At 41.3% G+C, this 21,546-nt stretch carries 16 protein-coding genes; 7 read left to right on the top strand and 9 right to left on the bottom strand.

The genetic code is table 11. The features are described 5' to 3' along the window. Window positions 1–123: 123 nt before the first annotated feature. Window positions 124–1,275 carry a methionine adenosyltransferase gene (metK, locus tag PROVRUST_RS11685; RefSeq protein ID WP_006815033.1) on the bottom strand — a complete coding sequence of 384 codons (1,152 nt, stop codon included), beginning with the start codon at window positions 1,273–1,275 and terminating at the stop codon, window positions 124–126. Window positions 1,276–1,950: 675 nt separating this feature from the next. On the opposite strand from metK, the gene speA reads away from it, so the two are divergent. Then, complete coding sequence (speA, locus tag PROVRUST_RS11680; RefSeq protein ID WP_006815031.1) at window positions 1,951–3,855, top strand: biosynthetic arginine decarboxylase; 1,905 nt, start codon at window positions 1,951–1,953, stop codon at window positions 3,853–3,855. Window positions 3,856–3,868: 13 nt separating this feature from the next. Then, on the top strand, window positions 3,869–4,789 hold the full coding sequence (gene speB / locus PROVRUST_RS11675) for an agmatinase (RefSeq protein ID WP_006815030.1): 921 nt from the start codon (window positions 3,869–3,871) through the stop codon (window positions 4,787–4,789). 56 nt (window positions 4,790–4,845) lie between these two features. Here the strand turns inward: speB and PROVRUST_RS11670 are convergent, their stop codons facing one another. Next, window positions 4,846–5,727, bottom strand: a complete 882-nt coding sequence (locus tag PROVRUST_RS11670) for an alpha/beta fold hydrolase (RefSeq protein ID WP_039855143.1) — start codon at window positions 5,725–5,727, stop codon at window positions 4,846–4,848. 224 nt (window positions 5,728–5,951) lie between these two features. Here PROVRUST_RS11670 and PROVRUST_RS11665 point away from each other — a divergent pair, with 224 nt between their 5' ends. After that, window positions 5,952–6,191, top strand: coding sequence for a hypothetical protein (locus PROVRUST_RS11665; RefSeq protein WP_006815028.1), 240 nt, complete (start codon window positions 5,952–5,954; stop codon window positions 6,189–6,191). Window positions 6,192–6,198: 7 nt separating this feature from the next. Here the strand turns inward: PROVRUST_RS11665 and PROVRUST_RS11660 are convergent, their stop codons facing one another. The 7 genes from PROVRUST_RS11660 to leuA all read right to left on the bottom strand — a co-directional run bounded on the left by PROVRUST_RS11660 (window position 6,199) and on the right by leuA (window position 15,024). Further along, window positions 6,199–6,936 (bottom strand): TerC family protein, encoded by a 738-nt coding sequence (locus PROVRUST_RS11660; RefSeq protein ID WP_006815027.1) that lies wholly within the window; start codon window positions 6,934–6,936, stop codon window positions 6,199–6,201. Between the two features lie 62 nt (window positions 6,937–6,998). Next, window positions 6,999–7,682, bottom strand: coding sequence for a DNA mismatch repair endonuclease MutH (gene mutH, locus PROVRUST_RS11655; RefSeq protein WP_006815026.1), 684 nt, complete (start codon window positions 7,680–7,682; stop codon window positions 6,999–7,001). Between the two features lie 565 nt (window positions 7,683–8,247). Then, a complete protein-coding gene (gene sgrR, locus PROVRUST_RS11650; protein ID WP_039855141.1) occupies window positions 8,248–9,924 on the bottom strand; it encodes an HTH-type transcriptional regulator SgrR in 1,677 nt (558 codons plus the stop codon). Between the two features lie 406 nt (window positions 9,925–10,330). Next, entirely contained in the window at window positions 10,331–10,933 is a 603-nt protein-coding gene (gene leuD, locus PROVRUST_RS11645) for a 3-isopropylmalate dehydratase small subunit (protein WP_006815023.1), read from the bottom strand. A gap of 11 nt (window positions 10,934–10,944) precedes the next feature. Continuing rightward, complete coding sequence (leuC, locus tag PROVRUST_RS11640) at window positions 10,945–12,348, bottom strand: 3-isopropylmalate dehydratase large subunit (protein ID WP_006815022.1); 1,404 nt, start codon at window positions 12,346–12,348, stop codon at window positions 10,945–10,947. 1 nt (window position 12,349) lies between these two features. Further along, window positions 12,350–13,441, bottom strand: coding sequence for a 3-isopropylmalate dehydrogenase (leuB, locus tag PROVRUST_RS11635; protein WP_006815021.1), 1,092 nt, complete (start codon window positions 13,439–13,441; stop codon window positions 12,350–12,352). 2 nt (window positions 13,442–13,443) lie between these two features. After that, on the bottom strand, window positions 13,444–15,024 hold the full coding sequence (gene leuA / locus PROVRUST_RS11630; protein WP_006815020.1) for a 2-isopropylmalate synthase: 1,581 nt from the start codon (window positions 15,022–15,024) through the stop codon (window positions 13,444–13,446). 903 nt (window positions 15,025–15,927) lie between these two features. Between leuA and leuO the strand changes: the two genes are divergently transcribed. The 4 genes from leuO (at window position 15,928) to ilvN (ending at window position 21,477) form a co-directional block, all read left to right on the top strand. Further along, window positions 15,928–16,875 carry a transcriptional regulator LeuO gene (gene leuO, locus PROVRUST_RS11625; RefSeq protein WP_006815019.1) on the top strand — a complete coding sequence of 316 codons (948 nt, stop codon included), beginning with the start codon at window positions 15,928–15,930 and terminating at the stop codon, window positions 16,873–16,875. A gap of 278 nt (window positions 16,876–17,153) precedes the next feature. Beyond that, window positions 17,154–18,935: an AMP-dependent synthetase/ligase gene (locus PROVRUST_RS11620; RefSeq protein ID WP_248696642.1), complete on the top strand. Its 1,782-nt coding sequence runs from the start codon at window positions 17,154–17,156 to the stop codon at window positions 18,933–18,935. Between the two features lie 320 nt (window positions 18,936–19,255). Continuing rightward, window positions 19,256–20,983 carry an acetolactate synthase 3 large subunit gene (ilvI, locus tag PROVRUST_RS11615; protein WP_006815017.1) on the top strand — a complete coding sequence of 576 codons (1,728 nt, stop codon included), beginning with the start codon at window positions 19,256–19,258 and terminating at the stop codon, window positions 20,981–20,983. Window positions 20,984–20,985: 2 nt separating this feature from the next. Beyond that, complete coding sequence (gene ilvN / locus PROVRUST_RS11610; protein ID WP_039855139.1) at window positions 20,986–21,477, top strand: acetolactate synthase small subunit; 492 nt, start codon at window positions 20,986–20,988, stop codon at window positions 21,475–21,477. Window positions 21,478–21,546 lie beyond the last annotated feature (69 nt).

Raw genomic sequence — 21,546 nt, 5'->3', positions numbered from 1 at the left:
CCAAAAAATGAGGCGAATGTAACCATTAATTAATTCATTGGGGATGGGATAAACTCAAGACATAAAAAAACCCATCGGTAAGATGGGTTTTTATTCGATGAAGCGAGATCACGTCATTGAGTATTACAGACCTGCAGCTTCGCGCAGTTGTGCCGCTTTGTCAGTTTTTTCCCAAGGGAATTGTGGACGACCAAAGTGACCGTAAGATGCAGTTTGCTGATAAATTGGGTGTAATAAATCCAGCATTTGAATCAGGCCATAAGGGCGTAAATCAAAGAATTCGCGGACTAATTTCACTAATAAGTCTTCAGAAACTTTACCTGTGCCAAAAGTTTCAACCATGATAGAGGTTGGCTCCGCAACACCGATAGCATAAGAAACTTGGATTTCACAACGGTCAGCCAGACCCGCAGCAACAATATTTTTTGCTACATAACGTGCCGCATAAGCTGCTGAACGGTCAACTTTTGATGGATCTTTACCAGAGAATGCCCCACCACCATGACGAGCCATGCCGCCGTAGGTATCAACGATAATTTTACGACCTGTTAAACCACAGTCACCCATTGGTCCACCGATTACAAAACGACCCGTTGGGTTGATAAAGTATTTAGTTGCTGGGGATAACCACTCAACAGGCAGAACCGGCTTGATGATCTCTTCCATAACAGCTTCGTGTAACTCTTTCTGATGAATATCTTCAGAATGTTGAGTTGACAGGACAACGGCATCGATACCCACGATTTTGTTGTCATCATACTGGAAAGTCACTTGGCTTTTTGCATCTGGGCGTAGCCATGGCAGCATGCCATTTTTACGGACTTCAGCCTGACGTTGCACTAAACGGTGAGCATAAGTCACCGGTGCTGGCATTAATACGTCAGTTTCGTTAGTTGCATAACCGAACATCAGGCCTTGGTCGCCAGCACCTTGCTCATAAGGATCTGCACGGTCAACGCCTTGGTTAATGTCAGGGGATTGTTTACCAATTGCGCTCAATACGGCACAAGAGTTGGCATCAAAGCCCATGTCTGAACTGGTATAGCCGATTTCACGCACGGTTTTACGTGTGATTTCTTCAATATCGACCCATGCACTGGTCGTTATTTCGCCGCCAACCATCACCATGCCTGTTTTAACATACGTTTCGCAGGCTACGCGTGCTTTTGGGTCTTGCTCAAGAATAGCATCAAGAACCGCATCAGAGATTTGGTCTGCAATTTTATCAGGATGCCCTTCTGATACGGACTCAGAAGTAAAGAGGTGTGTAGACATGAGATTAATACCTTAAGAATTCGAAGAACATTTATAATTGGATGTTTTAACATCTAGACGGCTATTCTAGACTTTTCATTAGAGAATTTCTACCAATTTTTAAGCTTAAAATGATAAGGGTATAATCCTTTAATTCAGTTCGTTTTATTATAAAAATAGCATTTTGGATAATTTGCTTTTGCATTTTGGGGCTATTCGGGGTATAAACTGCGACCGTAACGGATGGTCGTTGTTTCCCGTTATATACCAGCAGGTCAAACAAGCATCTGCTATCTATCAGGAATGTTTTAACCGATTGAATTTTAATACACGATTAAAATTTTAAGGGGAAAACAGTTATATTGGGGGTTAATGGGCAATGATCCATAATCTGCTGAATAACAGTACCCAACCGTCATATGCGGATCGCCGCGTGACATTGGCATTTACTTTCCTGTCATTGTTTACTTCATCGCGAAGTTACCGTCATCTCTATAATAGATCTTTAATACTTAGTCAGTAATCTGCTAAGTCGAAGGATTTATATTGTCACCGTTTAGAAGATCTAAGCACTTTTAATTTACAATCTGAGTATCGCTGTTTCCCTGACATTACTGCCCAGTTGCATCATGCCTTTGGTTGGTGCCTGTCTGGAAGGAAAACGCATCACTCACCCCTCCATATTAGGAGTTTATTATGAATGATAATATCGCCCGCAAAGTACGCCAAACTTACAATATCGCGTATTGGGGAGGTGGTTACTATCAGGTGAATGAGCGCGGAAATGTCTGTGTTTGCCCGAATCCTGAAAATCCAGATACCGTCGTCGATCTTGCCGAATTGGTCTATCAAGTTAAAGAAGAGCAAGAGCATTTGCGCTTGCCGGCATTGTTTTGTTTTCCTCAAATTTTGCAACATCGTTTGCGGTCAATTAACGCGGCATTTAAACGTGCACGTGAGTCATACGGTTATAAAGGGGATTATTTCCTCGTTTATCCTATTAAGGTTAACCAGCAGCGTCGGGTTATTGAATCTTTAGTGAATTCCGGTGAACCACTGGGACTTGAGGCTGGCTCTAAAGCGGAATTAATGGCGGTTTTAGCCAATGCGGGTCGTACACGAACCGTGATTGTTTGTAATGGCTATAAAGACCGCGAATATATTCGTTTAGCACTTATCGGCGAAAAATTGGGTCACAAGGTTTATCTTGTTATCGAAAAAATGTCCGAAATTGAGATGGTACTAAAAGAAGCTGAACGTTTGAATGTGACCCCTCGCTTAGGGGTTCGTGCTCGTTTAGCGTCTCAAGGCTCAGGTAAATGGCAGGCAAGTGGCGGTGAAAAATCTAAGTTTGGATTGGCTGCAACCCAAGTTCTGCAATTAGTGGAAATTTTACGTAATGCAAATCGTCTAGACAGTTTGCAGTTACTGCATTTCCATTTAGGTTCCCAGATGGCGAATATCCGTGATATCGCTACAGGTGTTCGTGAAGCCGCGCGTTTTTATGTCGAGTTACATCAACTTGGTGTGAATATTGAATGCTTTGACGTGGGTGGCGGTTTAGGTGTGGACTATGAAGGTACTCGCTCTCAGTCAGATTGCTCCGTCAATTATGGGTTGAATGAGTATGCAAACAATGTGATTTGGGCAATTGGTGATGCGTGTGAAGAATTTGGATTACCACACCCAACGGTGATCACCGAGTCTGGTCGTGCATTAACGGCTCATCATACAGTGTTAGTCTCGAATGTTATCGGGGTTGAACGTAATGAATTCACCAAAACTTCGCCACCAAGTGAAGATGCACCGCGTTCATTGATTTCTTTATGGGAAACATGGGAATCAATGCAACATCAAGGCAACAGTCGTTCACTGCGTGAATGGCTGCATGATAGCCAGTTTGACTTGCAAGAAGCGCATACTCAGTACGCTCATGGTGTTCTTGACTTGACTCAGCGTGCATGGGCAGAAGAGCTATACTTAAATATCTGTCGTCGTATTCAGCAAGACTTAGACCCTAGCAACCGTGCTCATCGTCCAATTATTGATGAACTGCAAGAGCGCATGGCGGATAAATTCTATGTGAATTTCTCATTATTCCAGTCTTTACCTGATGCATGGGGGATTGACCAAGTCTTCCCCGTACTGCCAATTGAGGGCTTAGATAAGCCACTGGATAGACGTGCGGTACTTCTCGATATTACCTGTGACTCAGATGGTATTATTGATCATTATGTTGATGGTGATGGCGTGGAAACTACCATGCCAATGCCTGCATATGATCCAGAAAATCCTCCGATGATTGGCTTCTTTATGATTGGGGCATACCAAGAAATTTTAGGCAACATGCATAACTTATTTGGTGATACTGCCGCGGTTGATGTATGGATAGATAGCCAAGGTAATGCCCGTTACTTACAGAGTGAAGAGGGCGATTCGGTTGCAGATATGTTGCAATACGTGAAATTGGTCCCTGAGGTTCTGTTAGAGAGCTTTATCGAACAAGTCAAAGGCACTGGACTGAGTGAAGAATTACAAAAAGATTTTGTAACTGAGTTCGAAAATGGGTTGTACGGCTACACTTACTTAGAAGATGAATGATTAAGGAACAGTGATGATTAATAGCACATTAGGAAATCAGGTTGATAACTCACTGGTTTCAAACGCATTTGGATTTTTACGTTTTCCATTGAATTTTCAACCATACAGCTCTGATGCTGATTGGGTGATCACGGGTGTTCCATTTGATATGGCGACTTCAGGTCGTGCTGGTAGCCGTCATGGACCTGCGGCAATTCGCCAAGTTTCTACAAATCTGGCATGGGAAAGCCATCGCTGGCCGTGGGATTTCAAACTCAAAAATAAGTTAAATGTGGTTGATTGCGGTGATGTAGTTTTTGCTTTCGGTGATGCGCAAGATATGTGCGATAAGCTACAAGCCCACACGGAAAAACTACTGGAATCCGGCAAGCGCTGCTTAACCTTTGGGGGCGATCACTTTGTTACGTTGCCGTTGCTGCGCGCTCACGCTAAACATTTCGGTAAAATGGCGCTTGTCCACTTTGATGCTCATACCGATACTTACGGTAATGGCAGCCTGTATGACCATGGAACTATGTTCTATCATGCACCTAAAGAAGGTTTGATTGACCCAAATCATTCAGTACAAATTGGTATCCGTACGGAGCACGATACTGACAACGGTTTCACCGTATTAGATGCGGCTCAAGCGAACGATCGTGGTGTTGATGACATGGTTGCTCAAATCAAACAGATCGTTGGAGATATGCCTGTTTATCTGACATTTGATATTGACTGTCTGGATCCTGCATTTGCACCTGGAACAGGTACGCCAGTGATTGGTGGTTTAACGTCTGATAAAGCATTGAAGCTACTGCGTGGCATTAAATCCCTGAATATCGTAGGGATGGATGTGGTGGAAGTTGCACCGGCTTATGACCAGTCTGAAATCACTGCGCTCGCTGCGGCGACGATTGCATTGGAATTGTTGTATATCCAAGCTTCTAAAAAATAATCGTTAAATCGATATTAAAAATGGCGCCGCAATCTAATGATTAGGCGCCGTTTTTTTTATGCTCTAATACTGTGTTGTTTTAGGTGTGCCAAGATAGGGTAAGCTTGAGTCCACAGCACTGCACCTCCTTCATTGGAAAACAGGAAATGCTCACTATCTGGGAAGCGTTGAGCCAATGTTTTACCAAAATCAGGGGAGTGAACCGCGCTGACATCTAATTCGCCATACCATAAGGCTACTGGGCAGCGGATGACTTCAGGCGTAAATTGCCATGGTTGTAAGGCGATGAGCAAATCTTGAACATAGCCAAGATTCCCTTGCACAAAAGCCCGCTCCATACACTCGCTATAAGCTTCTAAAAAATGTTCTTCACTGTAAATTTGTTGATCGATTTCAGCGCTGCAATTGAGGATAAATGCCAGTAGCCATTGGGACGTCACATTTCGCATTAGCCAATCAGATAATGAATCAGGAGTCTTAATTGCTTGTTCCTGCATATTAATCACATCTTTTTTGAGTTGTTTTTTTATGGCTGGAAAATCAAACTGATCTTGTCCTGAAACTAATGATAAAGAAATGGGAGAACAATAGTAGGCTAATGCCATTGCAAATACGGCGCCCTGAGAAAAACCGATGACAGAAAAATCTTGAATATTTTGAGCGGTGAGCAGCTGCTGAATATCTTGGGCAAAACGGGATAAGGATTTAAATTCATCTTGTGTCGATTGACCCAAGCCCGCGCGCTCTGGGGTAATTAAGCGAATATTGAGTTCATCAAGACGGTCAATACCAAAACCAAGAATGCCGCTCATTCCTGCCCCTGTACAGAATACTACAGGAAAGCCCTGCTCAGGACCTGCTTCATACCAACACAGTATGCGTCCATCGGACAATTTCATCGACATATGGCGCGTGTTGGTGATTTTATTGCTATACATTATGAATACCTGCAAGATAGTATTTTCTAGTGCGACATTTCGGTATTTATCGCAAAGTCATCAATGACTTTTATGATTATCTAATTTCAAATTGCGAATAATGAGCACGTAGGGAGCACAATTTGAGGAAGTATAAGACCTATAATAGGATTTTAAATTAATAAATAGGTTAATTGCAAAATATACGCTCAATTACCGTGATTTTACAGACAAAAGGGAGTTATATGTCATTTTCCGAAGAAGAAAAACAGCTTTTATTGTCAGTTAAAGGTGTTGGACCGATAGTGATTGGTCGACTTGAGCAAATGGGATTCTCATCTTTACAACAACTCAGTGATGCTTCTTATGAGGAAATATTGATTTCCGGAGCGGCATTAACAGGATCTAGTTGTTGGAAAAATAGCCCTCAAGCGAAAAAGGCAGTTGAAGGCGCGATTGCCGCAGCAAAAAGCGCCTTACTTTAGGATGACATTATTGCTGTTTCTGTTTTTGTTTCATTTTCCATTTTTTACTGCGCAAAATATTGAGCATCTGCACTGACATGGAGAAGAACATGGCAAAGTAGATATAACCTTTAGACACGTGAATTTGTACACTTTCGAGTATCAAGGTAAAGCCCACTAAAATGAGGAAAGACAGCGCAAGGATTTTTACCGATGGGTATCTATCTACAAATTCACCAATTGGTTTGGCTGCAAACATCATAATCAGTACCGCGATGATCACTGCGGCCATCATGATAACGAGGTGATCAGATAAGCCAACCGCAGTAATCACTGAGTCAAGGCTAAAGATAATATCAAGTATGGCAATTTGGACGATCGCACCCCAAAATGAACTCACTTTTTTCTGTAGCAAGTTCTCATCATCTTCGCCTTCAATCGTATCAAAAATTTCCTGACTGGACTTCCAAATCAAGAAAAGTCCCCCAGCAAATAAAATTAAATCTCTAGCGGAGATTGCATGCTCTGCAAAGGTAAATAATGGTGTCGTTAAACGAGCTAACCACGCGATGGACGCTAATAGCGCTAAGCGCATTCCCATTGCGGCGATGAGCCCGATACGCCTTGCACTATTTTGCTGATGAGCCGGGAGCTTGCTGACCACGATACTTAAGAAAATAATATTATCGATCCCTAACACCACTTCCAAGATTGTTAAGGTTGCTAATGCCATCCAAGCATTGGGATCTAAAAACCACTCAAACATCTTTATGCCTTCAAAATTGAGTAAATAATCGTCTGCTACGATTCAGGCGATGCCTTGACGAATTAACCGAGATTAAAATGTCGCGCTAATAATGGACCTGTAAAATCTTTTTTTAAATAAAAACCTCTGGGTAACGTCATAATGGGTTGCCCAAATTCACCAACACCTTCAGTTAAGGCTCTATTATTCGCCGCTTTGGGTCTAATTTGTAATACTTGCCCATGGCGAGCGGTGATGGTTTCAACTTTACCGAGCACGATGAGATCCATCAATTCCTCCCAATCTTGGCGCAGTAATTGCTCTTCAAGGGGAGAAGGGCTCCAGATTAATGGATTAGCAACTCGCCGCTCGGCGAGAGGAATTTGACGCTCTCCTTCTATCGGAAACCACAATATTCGAGACAGTTTACGCCGCACATGGCTGTTTTCCCATGTAAGCCCACTATTTCCAGTCAGTGGAGCGACGGAGACAAATGTGGTTTCTAGGGGATTACCATGACGGTCTATCGGAATCGTTTTCAGTTCAATTCCGATATCAGCAAAATCTTGTTCAGCCTTGCTTCCTGCGGTAGCACCTAAAAAATACTCCAGCAGTGTGCCAACCCATCCTTTATCCCGTTTGAGGTTAGGAGGTATAGCAATGCCTGCGATATTCGCGAGTTCGCCGAGAGTGTATCCTGCTAGCGCTTGAGCTCTTTCTAGCAGAGCCGTTTCATTTTCAGGTGGCAAAGGTGGTGTAAAAGACATAGAAAGTTTAATTTTTGTTTAAAAAATAGACAATAAAATAACCGCTGAGTAAGTGAATTATAACACTGATTATTAGACTTGTTTAACTAACTGATATACTTATTAATATTCACTAATCATGGTCTGTGGAATGAAATATTTTTAGGGTTATCCAAATTCATCCCAAGATAATCACAGGATCTTGCACTAGGTTATCCACAGGATTTCTGGATAACTGTGAGAAATTAGGATTACTGTGTGAATTTACAGCCTTGACTATCGTAATTTGTTGAACCTGATCACAGAAATAGACTAACTTAAGTACATTCCTTGTGGATAAATCAGACGTTGCTTGATCTTTGTTCAGTTAGACTCCTAAACAATAACAGGTCAAAAATCCACAGTGGATAATTGTCATTAAACCTGTTTAATTTAATGATTTTATTGTATTTATTAAATTCTTTCTTTTTTTATTAAAAAATAACATTTAGGATATGCCCTGATTACTATCTGGTTGTTAACATGGATATCCACAGAAAAAGTGAATAAAATTCATCTCACTCACTCTAGCTGTTTATAACTATCATCAATTCTGTGTATTATCTTCAGAAGGTTTAAACCAAGCGGACTTAAAGTCAAACCAACCAAATGTATTCATGCGTACACCACGCATTGTTTTTTGACCTTGTAACTCCAACCAATGATGAAAAATAGGGTGGAAAACTTGAGAATCAATCAGGCTTTCACACCAAGACTCGACATCCAAGGCTTGCTGCCGCCATTGCTGCAATTCATTCTCTAAGTTTTGATTGAGACACTGGCGCAATAATGGCATTTCATAGAGTGTGGCAAAGATAGAAAACTCTAGAGGCTTATAAAAATTGGCGGTGGATAACCAAATATCACTGTGCGCATTTCCATTAAACCAATCATCATAGTCCACAATATTGATTTTCAGTTCGACACCTTGGGTCTGTAGAACCCGTTTCATGATCTGGCTGATAGCAAAAAATTCATGGTGATGGCGGTAAAACGTGACGGTTAATTCAGTCAGATCTTTAGGTTTGGTGCGTTGAGATAACATTTTACTGTGGTGCCAATGGAGCAATAATCCATATGCGGGCGCCCAATGGCGTTGATAAAAAGATTCACAATGGGCGAGTAGATTAACGGGCGTTAAAAAGCTGCATAACCATTTACGAATATCTTCCCGCTGAGATAGCTCGGAACGCTGGTCGAACAAGAGAAAATAGCAACCTTCCTCCATTCTGCTCTCTAAGGAATCATTATGGCGTTTATCTCCATCCATTTTCAATGTAGTACAAACCATTTGCTCAGAAAGGTCTGGTACCACCCAAATAGTCACTTCATCCAGTAAGGCTCGATACCCAAAATAACGGTCAAAGGCTTGGATTGTCAGCTTTTGCGAGGTATTAATTTCCACTTGATAGGGACCGGTTCCAATAGGGCATTGGCTGAAGTTATTCAACGTTTCCCATTCTTTAGGCAGGATTGCTGCATGAGGGCTGCCTAATAACCAAGGAAACTGTTTATCGGGATGACTAAGTTTTATATCAATCACATAAGGTTGAGAGGATGTGACCGATTGGATATGAGAGAATAATGGCCAATGCTGTTTTAAACGCATTAATGAATGAATAATGTCATCAACTTGCATCTCGCGACCATGATGAAAAAAGATGGCAGGGCGTAGGTAGAACCGCCAATGTTGATCACTAATCGCTTGCCAGTGATGGGCTATCCCATTTTCGACTTCCCCTTTTTCCTCATTTAGATGAGTTAGCCCATTAAATATTTGGCTCATGAGATGAATTTCTGAGCGGCGCATTGGGGTGCCGGGTAATAAATTTGGAAAATCGCGATAATAAATAATACGTAATAGGTTTTTACCCTGCCGATAGCTACGCTCTAGTTCGGAGAGCACCATTTGGCGAATAGTTTCTTTGTCCCCAACCAGTGCGACTAACTTATCAATACTTTCTTCTTTTAATAATTGTTCTGCTTGGGCCTGCTGTAGCTCTAACCCATTGATATGGAATATCAGATTGGAACGTTTTCCTCGACCCGCTTCTGCTTGCCAACTGATCCAACCGTGGGACTGCATGTTATTCAGTAACGTGCGGACATGTCGGCGTGAGCAAAACAAAATATCAGAAAGCTGCTGCAAGGTGGTTTCATTATTTTTTCCCTGAAAATGTTGCCATAGGCGGACAAATTGGGTTTGTAACCGAGAACTAGACATAAAAGAGGAACTCCGGCAAAAAATGCATCAATTTTAATATATTTTATTCCGTAGATAATAGCAGTCAGTAAGTAGCTCTATTGACCTGTTTATTGCAGGTTTACTCCCCCATTTATTGAGTAATGGTATTTTTACCAGCCAGCATTAGCTGGCTTTTTTTCTTCTTATTTCACGCTGTGGCTGTATTGGCTTCACTCGATAAAGTATGCTCCCTGAGATATCCTCATTTTGCCGCCTTGCCACAACGCGAACTATTTTGAAAAATATACAGAGGCAATTAATTGAATAATTGCATATTAGGAATTAATGGGGAAGGATTTATTAAAGGTTATTTTTTATAGGAATCGAGTTCTACTTTTATGACGATAAGTAGGCAAGAAAAAGCCCACCGAAGTGGGCTTGGGGATTAATTCATAAAGGCGGGGAGCTTTTGCTCGTATTCTTCTATTTGAGCGACGTGCTGTAATGTTAAGCCAATGCTGTCTAAACCATTCATCATGCAGTGTCGACGGAAACTATCAATCTCAAAAGAATAAGTCTTATCGCCAGCCGTGACGGTTTGAGCTTCTAAATCCACCGTAAATTGGCAGCCTTCGTGGCTATTCACATAATTGAACATCTCATCCACTTGTTGGTCGCTTAATTTAATCGGCAACAACTGGTTATTGAATGAGTTACCATAAAAAATATCCGCAAAGCTTGGTGCAATCACGACTTGAATACCGAAATCAGTTAAAGCCCATGGTGCATGCTCACGAGACGAGCCACAGCCAAAGTTTTCACGCGCTAACAAGATGCTGGCACCTTTAAAAACGGGTTTATTCAGAACAAAATCAGGGTTAGGCTGCTGACCTTGATCATCTAAAAAACGCCAATCATTGAATAAATGCTGACCAAAACCGGTACGAGTGACTTTCTGTAAAAATTGCTTTGGAATGATGGCATCCGTATCCACATTCGCTGCATCTAAAGGAGCCACAATTCCAACATGCTTAATAAACTTATCCATAATTATCTCCTTTAGATTTGAATATCGCGAACATCAGCGAAATGACCGTTGATTGCCGCAGCGGCAGCCATTGCCGGACTGACTAAGTGAGTTCGACCCGCACGACCTTGGCGACCTTCAAAGTTACGGTTACTGGTAGAAGCGCAGCGCTCACCCGGATTTAAACGGTCATTATTCATTGCTAAACACATTGAACAACCCGGTAAACGCCACTCAAACCCCGCATCGATAAAGATTTTGTCTAAACCTTCTTGCTCAGCTTGGGCTTTAACCGGCCCCGATCCTGGAACTACAATGGCTTGGACGCCAGAGGCCACTTTTTTGCCTTTAGCAATTGCAGCTGCAGCACGTAAATCTTCAATACGTGAATTTGTACAGGAGCCAATAAATACTTTATCAATCGCCACTTCGGATAATCTAATACCTGATTTCAATCCCATATATGCTAATGCTTTTTCTGCAGAGGCGCGTTCGACAGGATCAGAAAACGATTCTGGGGCAGGGATAGGCTGATTAATGGCGATCACCTGACCCGGATTAGTTCCCCAAGTGACTTGTGGAGCAATTGAGTTTGCTTGGATGATAATCACTTTATCGAATTTCGCATCTGGATCTGTTTTCAATGTTTTCCAGTAAGCAACAGCGTCATCCCAATCTTGACCTTTAGGGGCAAATTGGCGACCTTTCATATAGTTAAACGTAGTTTCATCCGGTGCGATGATGCCAGCTTTAGCACCCAACTCGATAGCCATATTACAGACAGTCATTCGACCTTCCATACTTAACGCTTCGATAGCTTCGCCACAGAATTCAACAATATAGCCTGTACCACCAGCGCTACCCGTTGTGCCAATGATTGCCAATACGATATCTTTTGCTGTGATCCCTGCTGGCGTTTTACCCACGACTTCAATTTTCATGGTTTTAGCGCGGGCTTGTTTTAAGGTTTGTGTTGCCATTACATGTTCAACTTCGGAGGTTCCGATACCAAAGGCTAATGCGCCGAAGGCTCCGTGCGTCGCCGTATGAGAATCGCCACATACGATAGTTGTTCCCGGTAAAGTGATCCCTTGCTCCGGTCCCATAACATGCACAATACCTTGATACGGATGGTTTAAATCGTATAAGGTGACGCCAAACTCTTCACAGTTTTTGATTAACTCCTGCATTTGGATTCGAGCCATATCGCCACAAGCATTAATATCTTTAGTTTGCGTCGAAACGTTATGATCCATAGTTGCAAATGTTTTACTTGGTTGATGCAACGGACGATTTTTAGTTCTCAATCCATCAAAGGCTTGCGGTGAGGTCACTTCATGTACCAGATGTCGGTCGATATAAATCAACGGGATTTCATTCTCGACTTCACGGACAACGTGGGCGTCATATAATTTTTGATATAAAGTTTTCGACATGTTAGACCCCTTCTGCAATATAACGGGCAATAATGTCACCCATTTCACTGGTGCTGATTGATGGACCATTACCGGCTAAATCTGCGGTACGATAGCCACTTTCTAATGCTTTATTGACGGCTCTTTCGATTGCATCTGCGGCATCAGCTTGGTTTAAGCTAAATCTAAATAACATGGATGCCGATAAAATTTGTGCAATTGGGTTAGCGATATTTTTACCTGCAATATCGGGTGCAGAACCGCCAGCGGGTTCATATAAACCAAAACCCTCAGCGTTCAAGCTGGCGGATGGCAACATACCCATTGAGCCAGTGATCATCGCACACTCATCAGAAATAATGTCACCAAATAAATTTGAGCACAGAACGACATCAAATTGAGATGGTGCTTTAATCATCTGCATTGCCGCATTATCGATGTACATATGAGTAACGTCGACATCCGGATATTCTTTGGCAATTTGATTCACAACTTCACGCCATAAAACGGAGCTTTGTAATACGTTAGCTTTATCAATCGAGGTGACTTTGTGGCTACGTTTACGTGCAGATTCAAACGCGATGCGAGCAATGCGTTCGATTTCATAGCGATGATAAACCTCAGTATCAAATGCATATTCATCAGCGCCTTCACCTTTGCGTCCTTTCGGTTGACCGAAATAGATCCCGCCAGTTAATTCTCGAACACATAAAATATCGAAGCCTTGAGCAGCAATGTCGGCACGTAATGGGCAAAAAGCTTCTAAGGCTTGATATAAACGAGCAGGGCGTAAGTTGCTGAATAATTTAAAGTGCTTACGTAATGGTAATAATGCTCCACGCTCTGGCTGGTTATCTGGTGGTAAGTGCTCCCATTTAGGACCACCCACTGAGCCAAATAAGACGGCATCGGCATTTGCACAACCTTCTACCGTTGCTTTAGGTAATGGCTCACCATGACGGTCGATGGCTGCGCCACCAACATCATATTCTTGCGTTGAAATATTAATGTTAAAACGTTTGCTCACGGCATCTAACACTTTATGGGCTTGAGCCATAACTTCCGGACCAATGCCATCACCCGCTAATACTGCAATATTAAAATTCGTAGACATTTTTACACCGCTTCCTTTGTGTTTAATTGTGATTCTTGGTGAGTGATTTTTTGTTTTTCTTTTTCTACTTGCTCTGCTCGCCAGATGCTATTCAATACATGCACCATCGCTTTAGCTGATGATTCAACGATATCTGTTGCTAACCCCATACCATGAAAACGACGACTAAAACATTCGACGACAATATCTACTTGGCCTAAGGCATTTTCACCTTGTCCTTTTGCAGACAATTGGTATGAAACTAATTTCATTGGATAATTGGTGATTTTACTAATAGCCTGATAAATAGCATCGACGGGACCATTTCCTGTTGCAGCTTCGGATTTTTCTTTATCGCCACACTGCATTTTGACGGTAGCCGTTGCCACAATACTGGAGCCAGATTGAGTGCTAAAATAATCCATCACAAAATGGTCGGTTTCATCTTGTTGTTTGGCAAAAAACGCCAATGCCTCTAAGTCATAGTCAAATACTTGACCTTTTTTATCTGCCAAATTCAAGAATGCGGTATACAACTCATCCAAATTAAAATCTTTACCTTCCTGATAGCCCATTTCTTCCATGCGATGTTTGACTGCTGCACGACCGGAGCGAGAGGTTAAATTCAATTGCTGGCCTTTCAATCCGATGGACTCTGGGGTCATGATTTCGTAAGTTTCACGGTTCTTTAATACACCATCTTGGTGGATCCCTGAAGAGTGAGCGAATGCATTACTACCCACCACAGCTTTATTGGCTGGAATTGGGGTATTACATAATTGGCTGACCAATTGGCTCGTACGATAAATTTCTTTGTGATTAATATTGGTATGAACGCCCAACATCTGTTCACGTAATTTAATCGCCATAATCACTTCTTCTAATGCGGTATTCCCTGCGCGTTCACCCAATCCATTCATTGTGCCTTCTACTTGGCGGGCACCGGCTTGAACTGCACTGATCGAGTTTGCGACAGACATACCTAAATCGTCGTGGCAGTGTACGGAAATAATTGCTTTATCAATGTTGGGGACGCGTTCATATAAAGAAGTAATGATTCCGCCAAATTGGTATGGCGTGGTGTAGCCGACGGTATCAGGAATATTGATGGTTGTCGCGCCAGCACCGATAGCGGCTTCGACAATGCGGCATAAGTTATCGATATCAGTACGACCCGCATCTTCACAGGAGAATTCCACATCGTCAGTATAACGGCGGGCGCGTTTAATTGAATTAATCGCCATATCCATTACACCATCAAACGTTTTATTTAATTTTTTCTGCATATGCAGATTAGACGTCGCTAAGAAAATATGGATACGAAATGCTTCCGCAACTTTTAACGACTCAGCGGCTACATCAATGTCATTTTCGACACAACGTGCCAATGCACAAATGCGGCTATTTTTAATTTCTCGAGCGATGGTTTGTACGGATTCGAAATCGCCTGGAGAGGAGACAGGAAAGCCAGCTTCAATGATATCAACGCCTAAACGTTCTAAAGCAAATGCGATTTGTAATTTTTCTTTTACGGACAAGCTCGCCTGCAAAGCTTGTTCACCGTCACGTAAGGTTGTATCGAAGATGATAACTTGGTTGCTCATAATGCGTTCCTCATAGACTAAATTTTGTTGTTATTGATTCTGTTTATTTAATTCCCATCTAGCCGCAGGCATAAAAAAACCCGCTGGTTGCGCGGGTTTTTAATGTTTGTGGACAGTGTTTGTTAGTTTCTATCCATAAGCATACCGCGCAAGTGGGTTGCGAGTAGTAGTAGGCTTAGGAGGCGGATAGAAAATGTCATCGTTAACTGTCTCTCGTAAAATTTCAAATAATCTGCATTTATTGATACGTGATTTCAATAATGAAGTCAAATTTAATTTTAAATTATCAATACTACGATAACAGGTAGCAGTATTACTTTAGTTGTTATAGCTAAAATTGGTCTATTTCATGATGTTTTTACCTGATGAAAAGGGTAAAAATCAGCCTAAAATTCTAATAATAAACAAAAACCAGATTAAGGCATACTTAACCGATTGATATTTATTTGTTTTTTGTTTTATAGCTATGCTGGGGCTAGATAATACTCGTTATATGCATTGACTATATCAATGGTTAAAAAATGGTTAGTTATATAATAAATGAATAATAAAAAAATTAATCTGATAATGGGACGCTTTAGTGTCTATAGAAGATATTTATTATGATTTATTCCTGAATTTGTTTTATTATTTTTAGCGGAGTTGCTGTGATTATAATAAGTTACACGCACTCATTACACTGATGAATATTTGCATTTTATGATGATATCTATAACTAGATTCTTATTAATGGATGAAAATAATAGAAACGTCGTTTTAATAAATGCAGGGAAAGCGAAATAGCTTATGATTGATAAGTTGTTTTAAGAATAATATTTAATGATTTTATATTTTTCGTCAATATCGCTTTGATGGATCATTTTCATTAATTAAAAATGATAAATATATTTAGTGGAGTTAAAAATGACTGATTTTGATACGATCTCAACAGTAAAAAAAGAAAATAGCGATATTCATCTACGTAATGTTGATTTGAACTTATTGACGGTTTTTGATGTTGTAATGCAAATGCAGAATGTCACGCGTGCTGCACAAGTACTGGGTATGTCGCAGCCCGCAGTAAGTAATGCTGTATCTCGCCTAAAATCTATGTTCAACGATGAGTTGTTTGTGCGTTATGGTCGTGGTATTCAGCCGACCTCACGTGCTAAACAATTATTTGGCCCGGTTAGGCAAGCTTTACAATTAGTCCATAATGAATTACCGGGGGCTGGGTTTGAGCCTAAGCAAAGTGAACGTTCATTTAATCTCTCCATTTGCTCACCACTTGATATTCGCTTAGCAGCAATTATTGTGGATAAATTCAAAGTCGTATCACCTAATATTAATGTTTTTATTCATTCTTTTTTAGATAACAACATTGCTCACCAATTAAAGTATCAAGAGATAGACTTTTTCTTGGGTTATAATCAATTCGAAAAACCCGAATATCAACATCAGATTTTATTTAATGATGAATTAGTCTTAGTTGTGGCGAATAACCATCCGAGAATTGAAAATACGATTGATCAAGCAATGCTAAATAATGAAAGACACGCTATTATGGCGATGGATAATATTGGTTCATTTAGTAAGCCATATTATCATAATACCGAATTGTCTCACACGATTAGCTATCAAGGAACTGACCTTAATAGTGTATTAACGATTGTTGCTCAAACAGACTTAGTGGCAATTGCACCGAAATGGCTGGTCGACCGTCACGGGAGTCAACTGCAATTACGGACATTATCGTTACCTTGGGGAGATAGCACGCGCCCATGTTATTTAACTTGGCATGAATCTACGGCTAGAGATAAAGGCCATCAGTGGATGAAAGCGCAATTCTGTCAATTGGTCGAACAACTGTAAGCTCAATTTAAGTATTGAAAATGTGAACATAACTAACTCATCATAGTGATAACTATGGTGAGTTTTGTTGCGGCTATAACATTTGCATAAAATTTACATTTAATTCCTTTCCTCCCTTCTGTTTAGACTATACACTTATTTTATTCAGCTAACAGTTGTAAGCTGAAAATAATAAAAAAGTAACAGGTTAAGTTATTTGTGCATATACCGAGTGACTTAAATTTATCATGACCTATAGGGATTACATCTTGATTACTGAAAATCTATATCCATATCATATGGTTAATCGCATACGCACGATGGTTGATGCGAGCGAGTCAGCGAATCGGATAGCTTTCAGTCAATGGGACAACGGACATCAAAGTGAGTTGACGTGGGCGGAAGTAGGAGAACGTACAGCCGCAATCTCCCGTCAATTACTGGCGATGAATATTGCTCCACAGGAAAATGTCGGGCTTTTTGCACAAAATTGCATGAACTGGTCTTTAGTGGATATCGCTGTATTACAGATTAAAGCTGTGACTGTTCCTTTATATGCCACCAGCAGTGTCGAGCAAGCTGCCTACATCATCAATGATGCCAACATTAAAATTCTATTTGTTGGTGATGAAGAACAATACCAAGTTGCATGCCAGCTATTATCTCGTTGCCCTCAGTTAGAGCAAGTTATTGTATTAAATGATAATGTTGAGCTAAATAGCCAAGTATCTGGCTGTATGCATCTTTCTACTTTTATGTCACAAGCTCAGCCGCAATATCAATCAGAGCTAGATTCGCGGATTGCCGCACAGAATCTCAGTGACTTATTTACAATTATTTATACCTCGGGTACGACGGGAGAACCAAAAGGTGTGATGTTGGATTACTACAACATGGCATCTCAGCTATATCTCCACGATAATCGTTTAGAACTCTCTTCCGATGATGTTTCATTATGTTTTCTGCCGTTATCCCATGTGTTTGAACGTGCATGGAGCTTCTATGTGATGCACAGCGGGGCGCGCAATGTTTATTTAACCAATACCAATCTTGTTAAAGAAGCATTGGCTGAGGTGAAGCCAACGGTGATGTGCGCAGTGCCGCGTTTCTATGAGAAGGTTTATAGCGCAGTGCAGGGTAAAGTATCTCAAGCCCCATTTATGCGCCGAGCAATCTTTAAATGGGCAATTGCGTTAGGTAAGCAGAAAGTCAAAGCGCAATCGAAAGGTAAATCACTGTCATTAGTGAATCGAAAATTATATTCACTGGCAGATAAATTAGTATTAAGCAAAATACGTCAAGGCTTAGGTGGGCGAATTCGTTTCATGCCAGCGGCAGGAGCACGTTTAGATGATGATGTTATTGCTTTCTTCTTAGCGGCAGGCGTCAATATCAAATATGGCTATGGGATGAGTGAAACCTGCGCAACCGTTTCTTGTTGGGAATCCAACAAATACCCATTAGGTTCGATAGGTACGCCTTTACCCGCTATTTCGGTGCGTATTGGTGAGAATGATGAAATACAAGTGAAAGGTCCAGTGGTGATGAAAGGTTACTATAACCGCCCACAAGAAACGGTGGATACTTTTACGGCAGATGGCTGGCTACGTACAGGGGATGCAGGGAAAATAGATGCTGACGGTAATCTCTATATTACTGACAGACTCAAAGACCTGATGAAAACCTCGAACGGGAAATATATTGCGCCTCAAGTGATTGAAGGGGTATTGGGACAAGATCGATTTATTGAGCATATAGCGGTGATTGCCGATGCGCGTAAATTTGTTTCAGCGCTTATTGTTCCTTGCTATGACAGTCTTGAAGAATATGCCAATTCTATCAACTTGAAATATCGAGATCGTCTCGAACTGTTAAAAGATTCTAAAATTGTAGCGTTATTTGAAAGCCGCTTAAAAGAGCTACAAAAAAACCTTGAACATTTTCACCAAGTTAAGCGTTTTACTTTGTTACCAACTAACTTTTCAATGGAAAAAGGCGAATTAACCCCAACGCTTAAGCTACGTCGTAAAATTATATCTGAGCGTTACCAGCTAGAAATTGAATCGATGTATAAAGAGTAGCTTTCTCTCTCTCAATCTCTGTTAGCCCTTCAGTAAATATAACTGCGGGGCTTTATTTTTATTTGTCCCTCAGTTGTTGCTATTTTTTACTTATCCAATGGTTACTTTCGCTTATTTTTGGTTGAAATACAGTCAATGCCTCTGGCGATATTTGAAGTTCAAGACAAAACGAAATTCTGATTTATTTTCATGCAAAATGAGATTTGCGTCGTTAGGGGCTGAGGGATATGTTAATAGCTGAATTTATGACTAACTTAATAAAAATTAAAGAGGGTCACATGGCTCTCTATTAACTTGCAAATAGTCTGAGGGACAAACTCATGGAGATGTTGTCAGGAGCGGAAATGGTCGTCAAGTCATTGATTGACCAAGGCGTAAAACACGTTTTTGGCTACCCAGGTGGCGCGGTTTTAGATATTTATGATGCACTGCATACCGTTGGCGGGGTAGAGCACATCTTAGTACGTCATGAGCAGGCAGCAGTGCATATGGCTGATGGTTATGCACGTTCTACTGGTGATGTTGGTGTTGTCCTTGTGACTTCAGGACCAGGGGCAACCAACGCTATTACAGGAATAGCCACTGCGTATATGGATTCAGTGCCAATGGTGGTGCTATCGGGTCAAGTTGCTAGCTCGTTAATTGGTAATGATGCATTCCAAGAATGTGACATGGTGGGAATCTCTCGCCCTATCGTCAAACACAGTTTTTTGATTAAGCATGCAAAAGAGATCCCTGAAACGATCAAAAAAGCATTTTATATTGCGTCAACTGGGCGCCCTGGTCCTGTGGTTATTGATTTTCCCAAAGACACAGTTAATCCTGCGCTAAAATTCCCATATCGTTACCCCGATACTGTTACGTTACGCTCATATAATCCGACATTACAAGGACATAAAGGGCAGATAAAAAAAGCATTATCGAAACTAATTTCTGCTAAAAAACCGGTTCTTTATGTGGGAGGCGGGGCAATCAATGCAGATTGTTCAGCGCAATTAATTACGCTGGCAGAAAAACTCCAGTTACCTGTCGTTTCAACGCTGATGGGGCTAGGCGCATTTCCTGAAACGCATTCGCAATCTGTTGGCATGCTTGGCATGCACGGAACGTATGAAGCGAACAAAGTGATGCATAACTCCGATGTGATTTTTGCGGTGGGTGTTCGCTTTGATGACCGCACTACCAATAATTTAGAAAAATATTGCCCTAATGCGACGGTTATCCAAATTGATGTGGATCCAACCTCAATTTCAAAAACAGTAAAGGCCGATATTCCCATTGTCGGTGATGCCAAACTAACTTTGGAACAAATGATTGCGCAGCTAGACCACGCGTCGCTGGATCAAAATCTTGCGGCATTGAAAGAGTGGTGGAAAGAAATTGAAAGCTGGCGCACAAAGCAATGCCTAAAATATGCCTTAAGCCCAAACAAAGTGAAGCCTCAACAAGCGATTGAAATGATTTATCGTTTAACCAACGGTGAGGCGTATGTCACTTCTGATGTAGGGCAGCATCAAATGTTTGCTGCACTTTATTATCCATTTGATAAACCTCGACATTGGATTAATTCAGGAGGGCTTGGCACTATGGGATTTGGTTTGCCTGCTGCGTTAGGGGTAAAACTGGCCCATCCAAAAGCAACAGTTGTTTGTGTGACTGGTGATGGCAGTATTCAAATGAACATTCAGGAGCTATCTACTGCATTACAATATGCTCTGCCGGTCTTAGTCCTAAACCTGAATAATGGTTTCTTAGGGATGGTAAAACAGTGGCAAGATATGATTTATCAAGGTCGCCACTCTCAATCATATATGCAATCACTCCCAAATTTTACCAAGTTGGCTGAGGCTTATGGGCACGTAGGGATATCTATCGCTTCTCCTGATGAGCTAGAAGAAAAGCTCAAACAAGCATTGGTTGAAGTCAATGAAAACCAAAGGCTGGTATTTGTTGATATCAATATTGATGAAACTGAACATGTTTACCCAATGCAGATCCGTGGCGGAGCAATGGATGAAATGTGGTTAAGCAAAACGGAGAGGACCTGATTATGCGTCGTATTTTATCAGTATTATTAGAAAACGAATCAGGGGCACTTTCTCGGGTGATTGGGCTGTTTTCACAGCGAGGCTACAATATTGAAAGCTTGACCGTAGCCCCAACGGATGACCCTACATTGTCGCGCATGACCATCCAGACTAAAGGTGATGCCAAAGTTCTGGAGCAGATTGAAAAGCAGCTTCACAAGCTGGTGGATGTCTTACGAGTAAACGAATTGACTGCATCTGCACATATCGAACGTGAAATCATGTTAGTGAAGCTACAGGCCTCAGGCTATGGGCGTGATGAAATCAAACGAAGTGCGGATATTTTTCGTGGACAAATTGTCGATGTTACACCAACGCTGTATACCGTTCAGCTAGCGGGAACAAGCGATAAACTGGACGCTTTCATTGAAGCTGTACGTGGTGTTGCTGAAATTGTTGAAGTTGCACGCTCAGGGATCGTCGGCGTTTCCCGTGGTGATAAAATTATGCGATGAAAAATTTATCATCCAAAGGTAGAATAGAGTGATATAAGGCCTCGAATGATTCGGGGCTATCCCCATTAT

This window comes from Providencia rustigianii DSM 4541 (assembly GCF_000156395.1).
Taxonomy (GTDB): domain Bacteria; phylum Pseudomonadota; class Gammaproteobacteria; order Enterobacterales; family Enterobacteriaceae; genus Providencia; species Providencia rustigianii.
The sequence above is the reverse complement of the archived record's forward strand: the minus strand, read 5'-3'. Positions and strand labels throughout refer to the sequence as shown.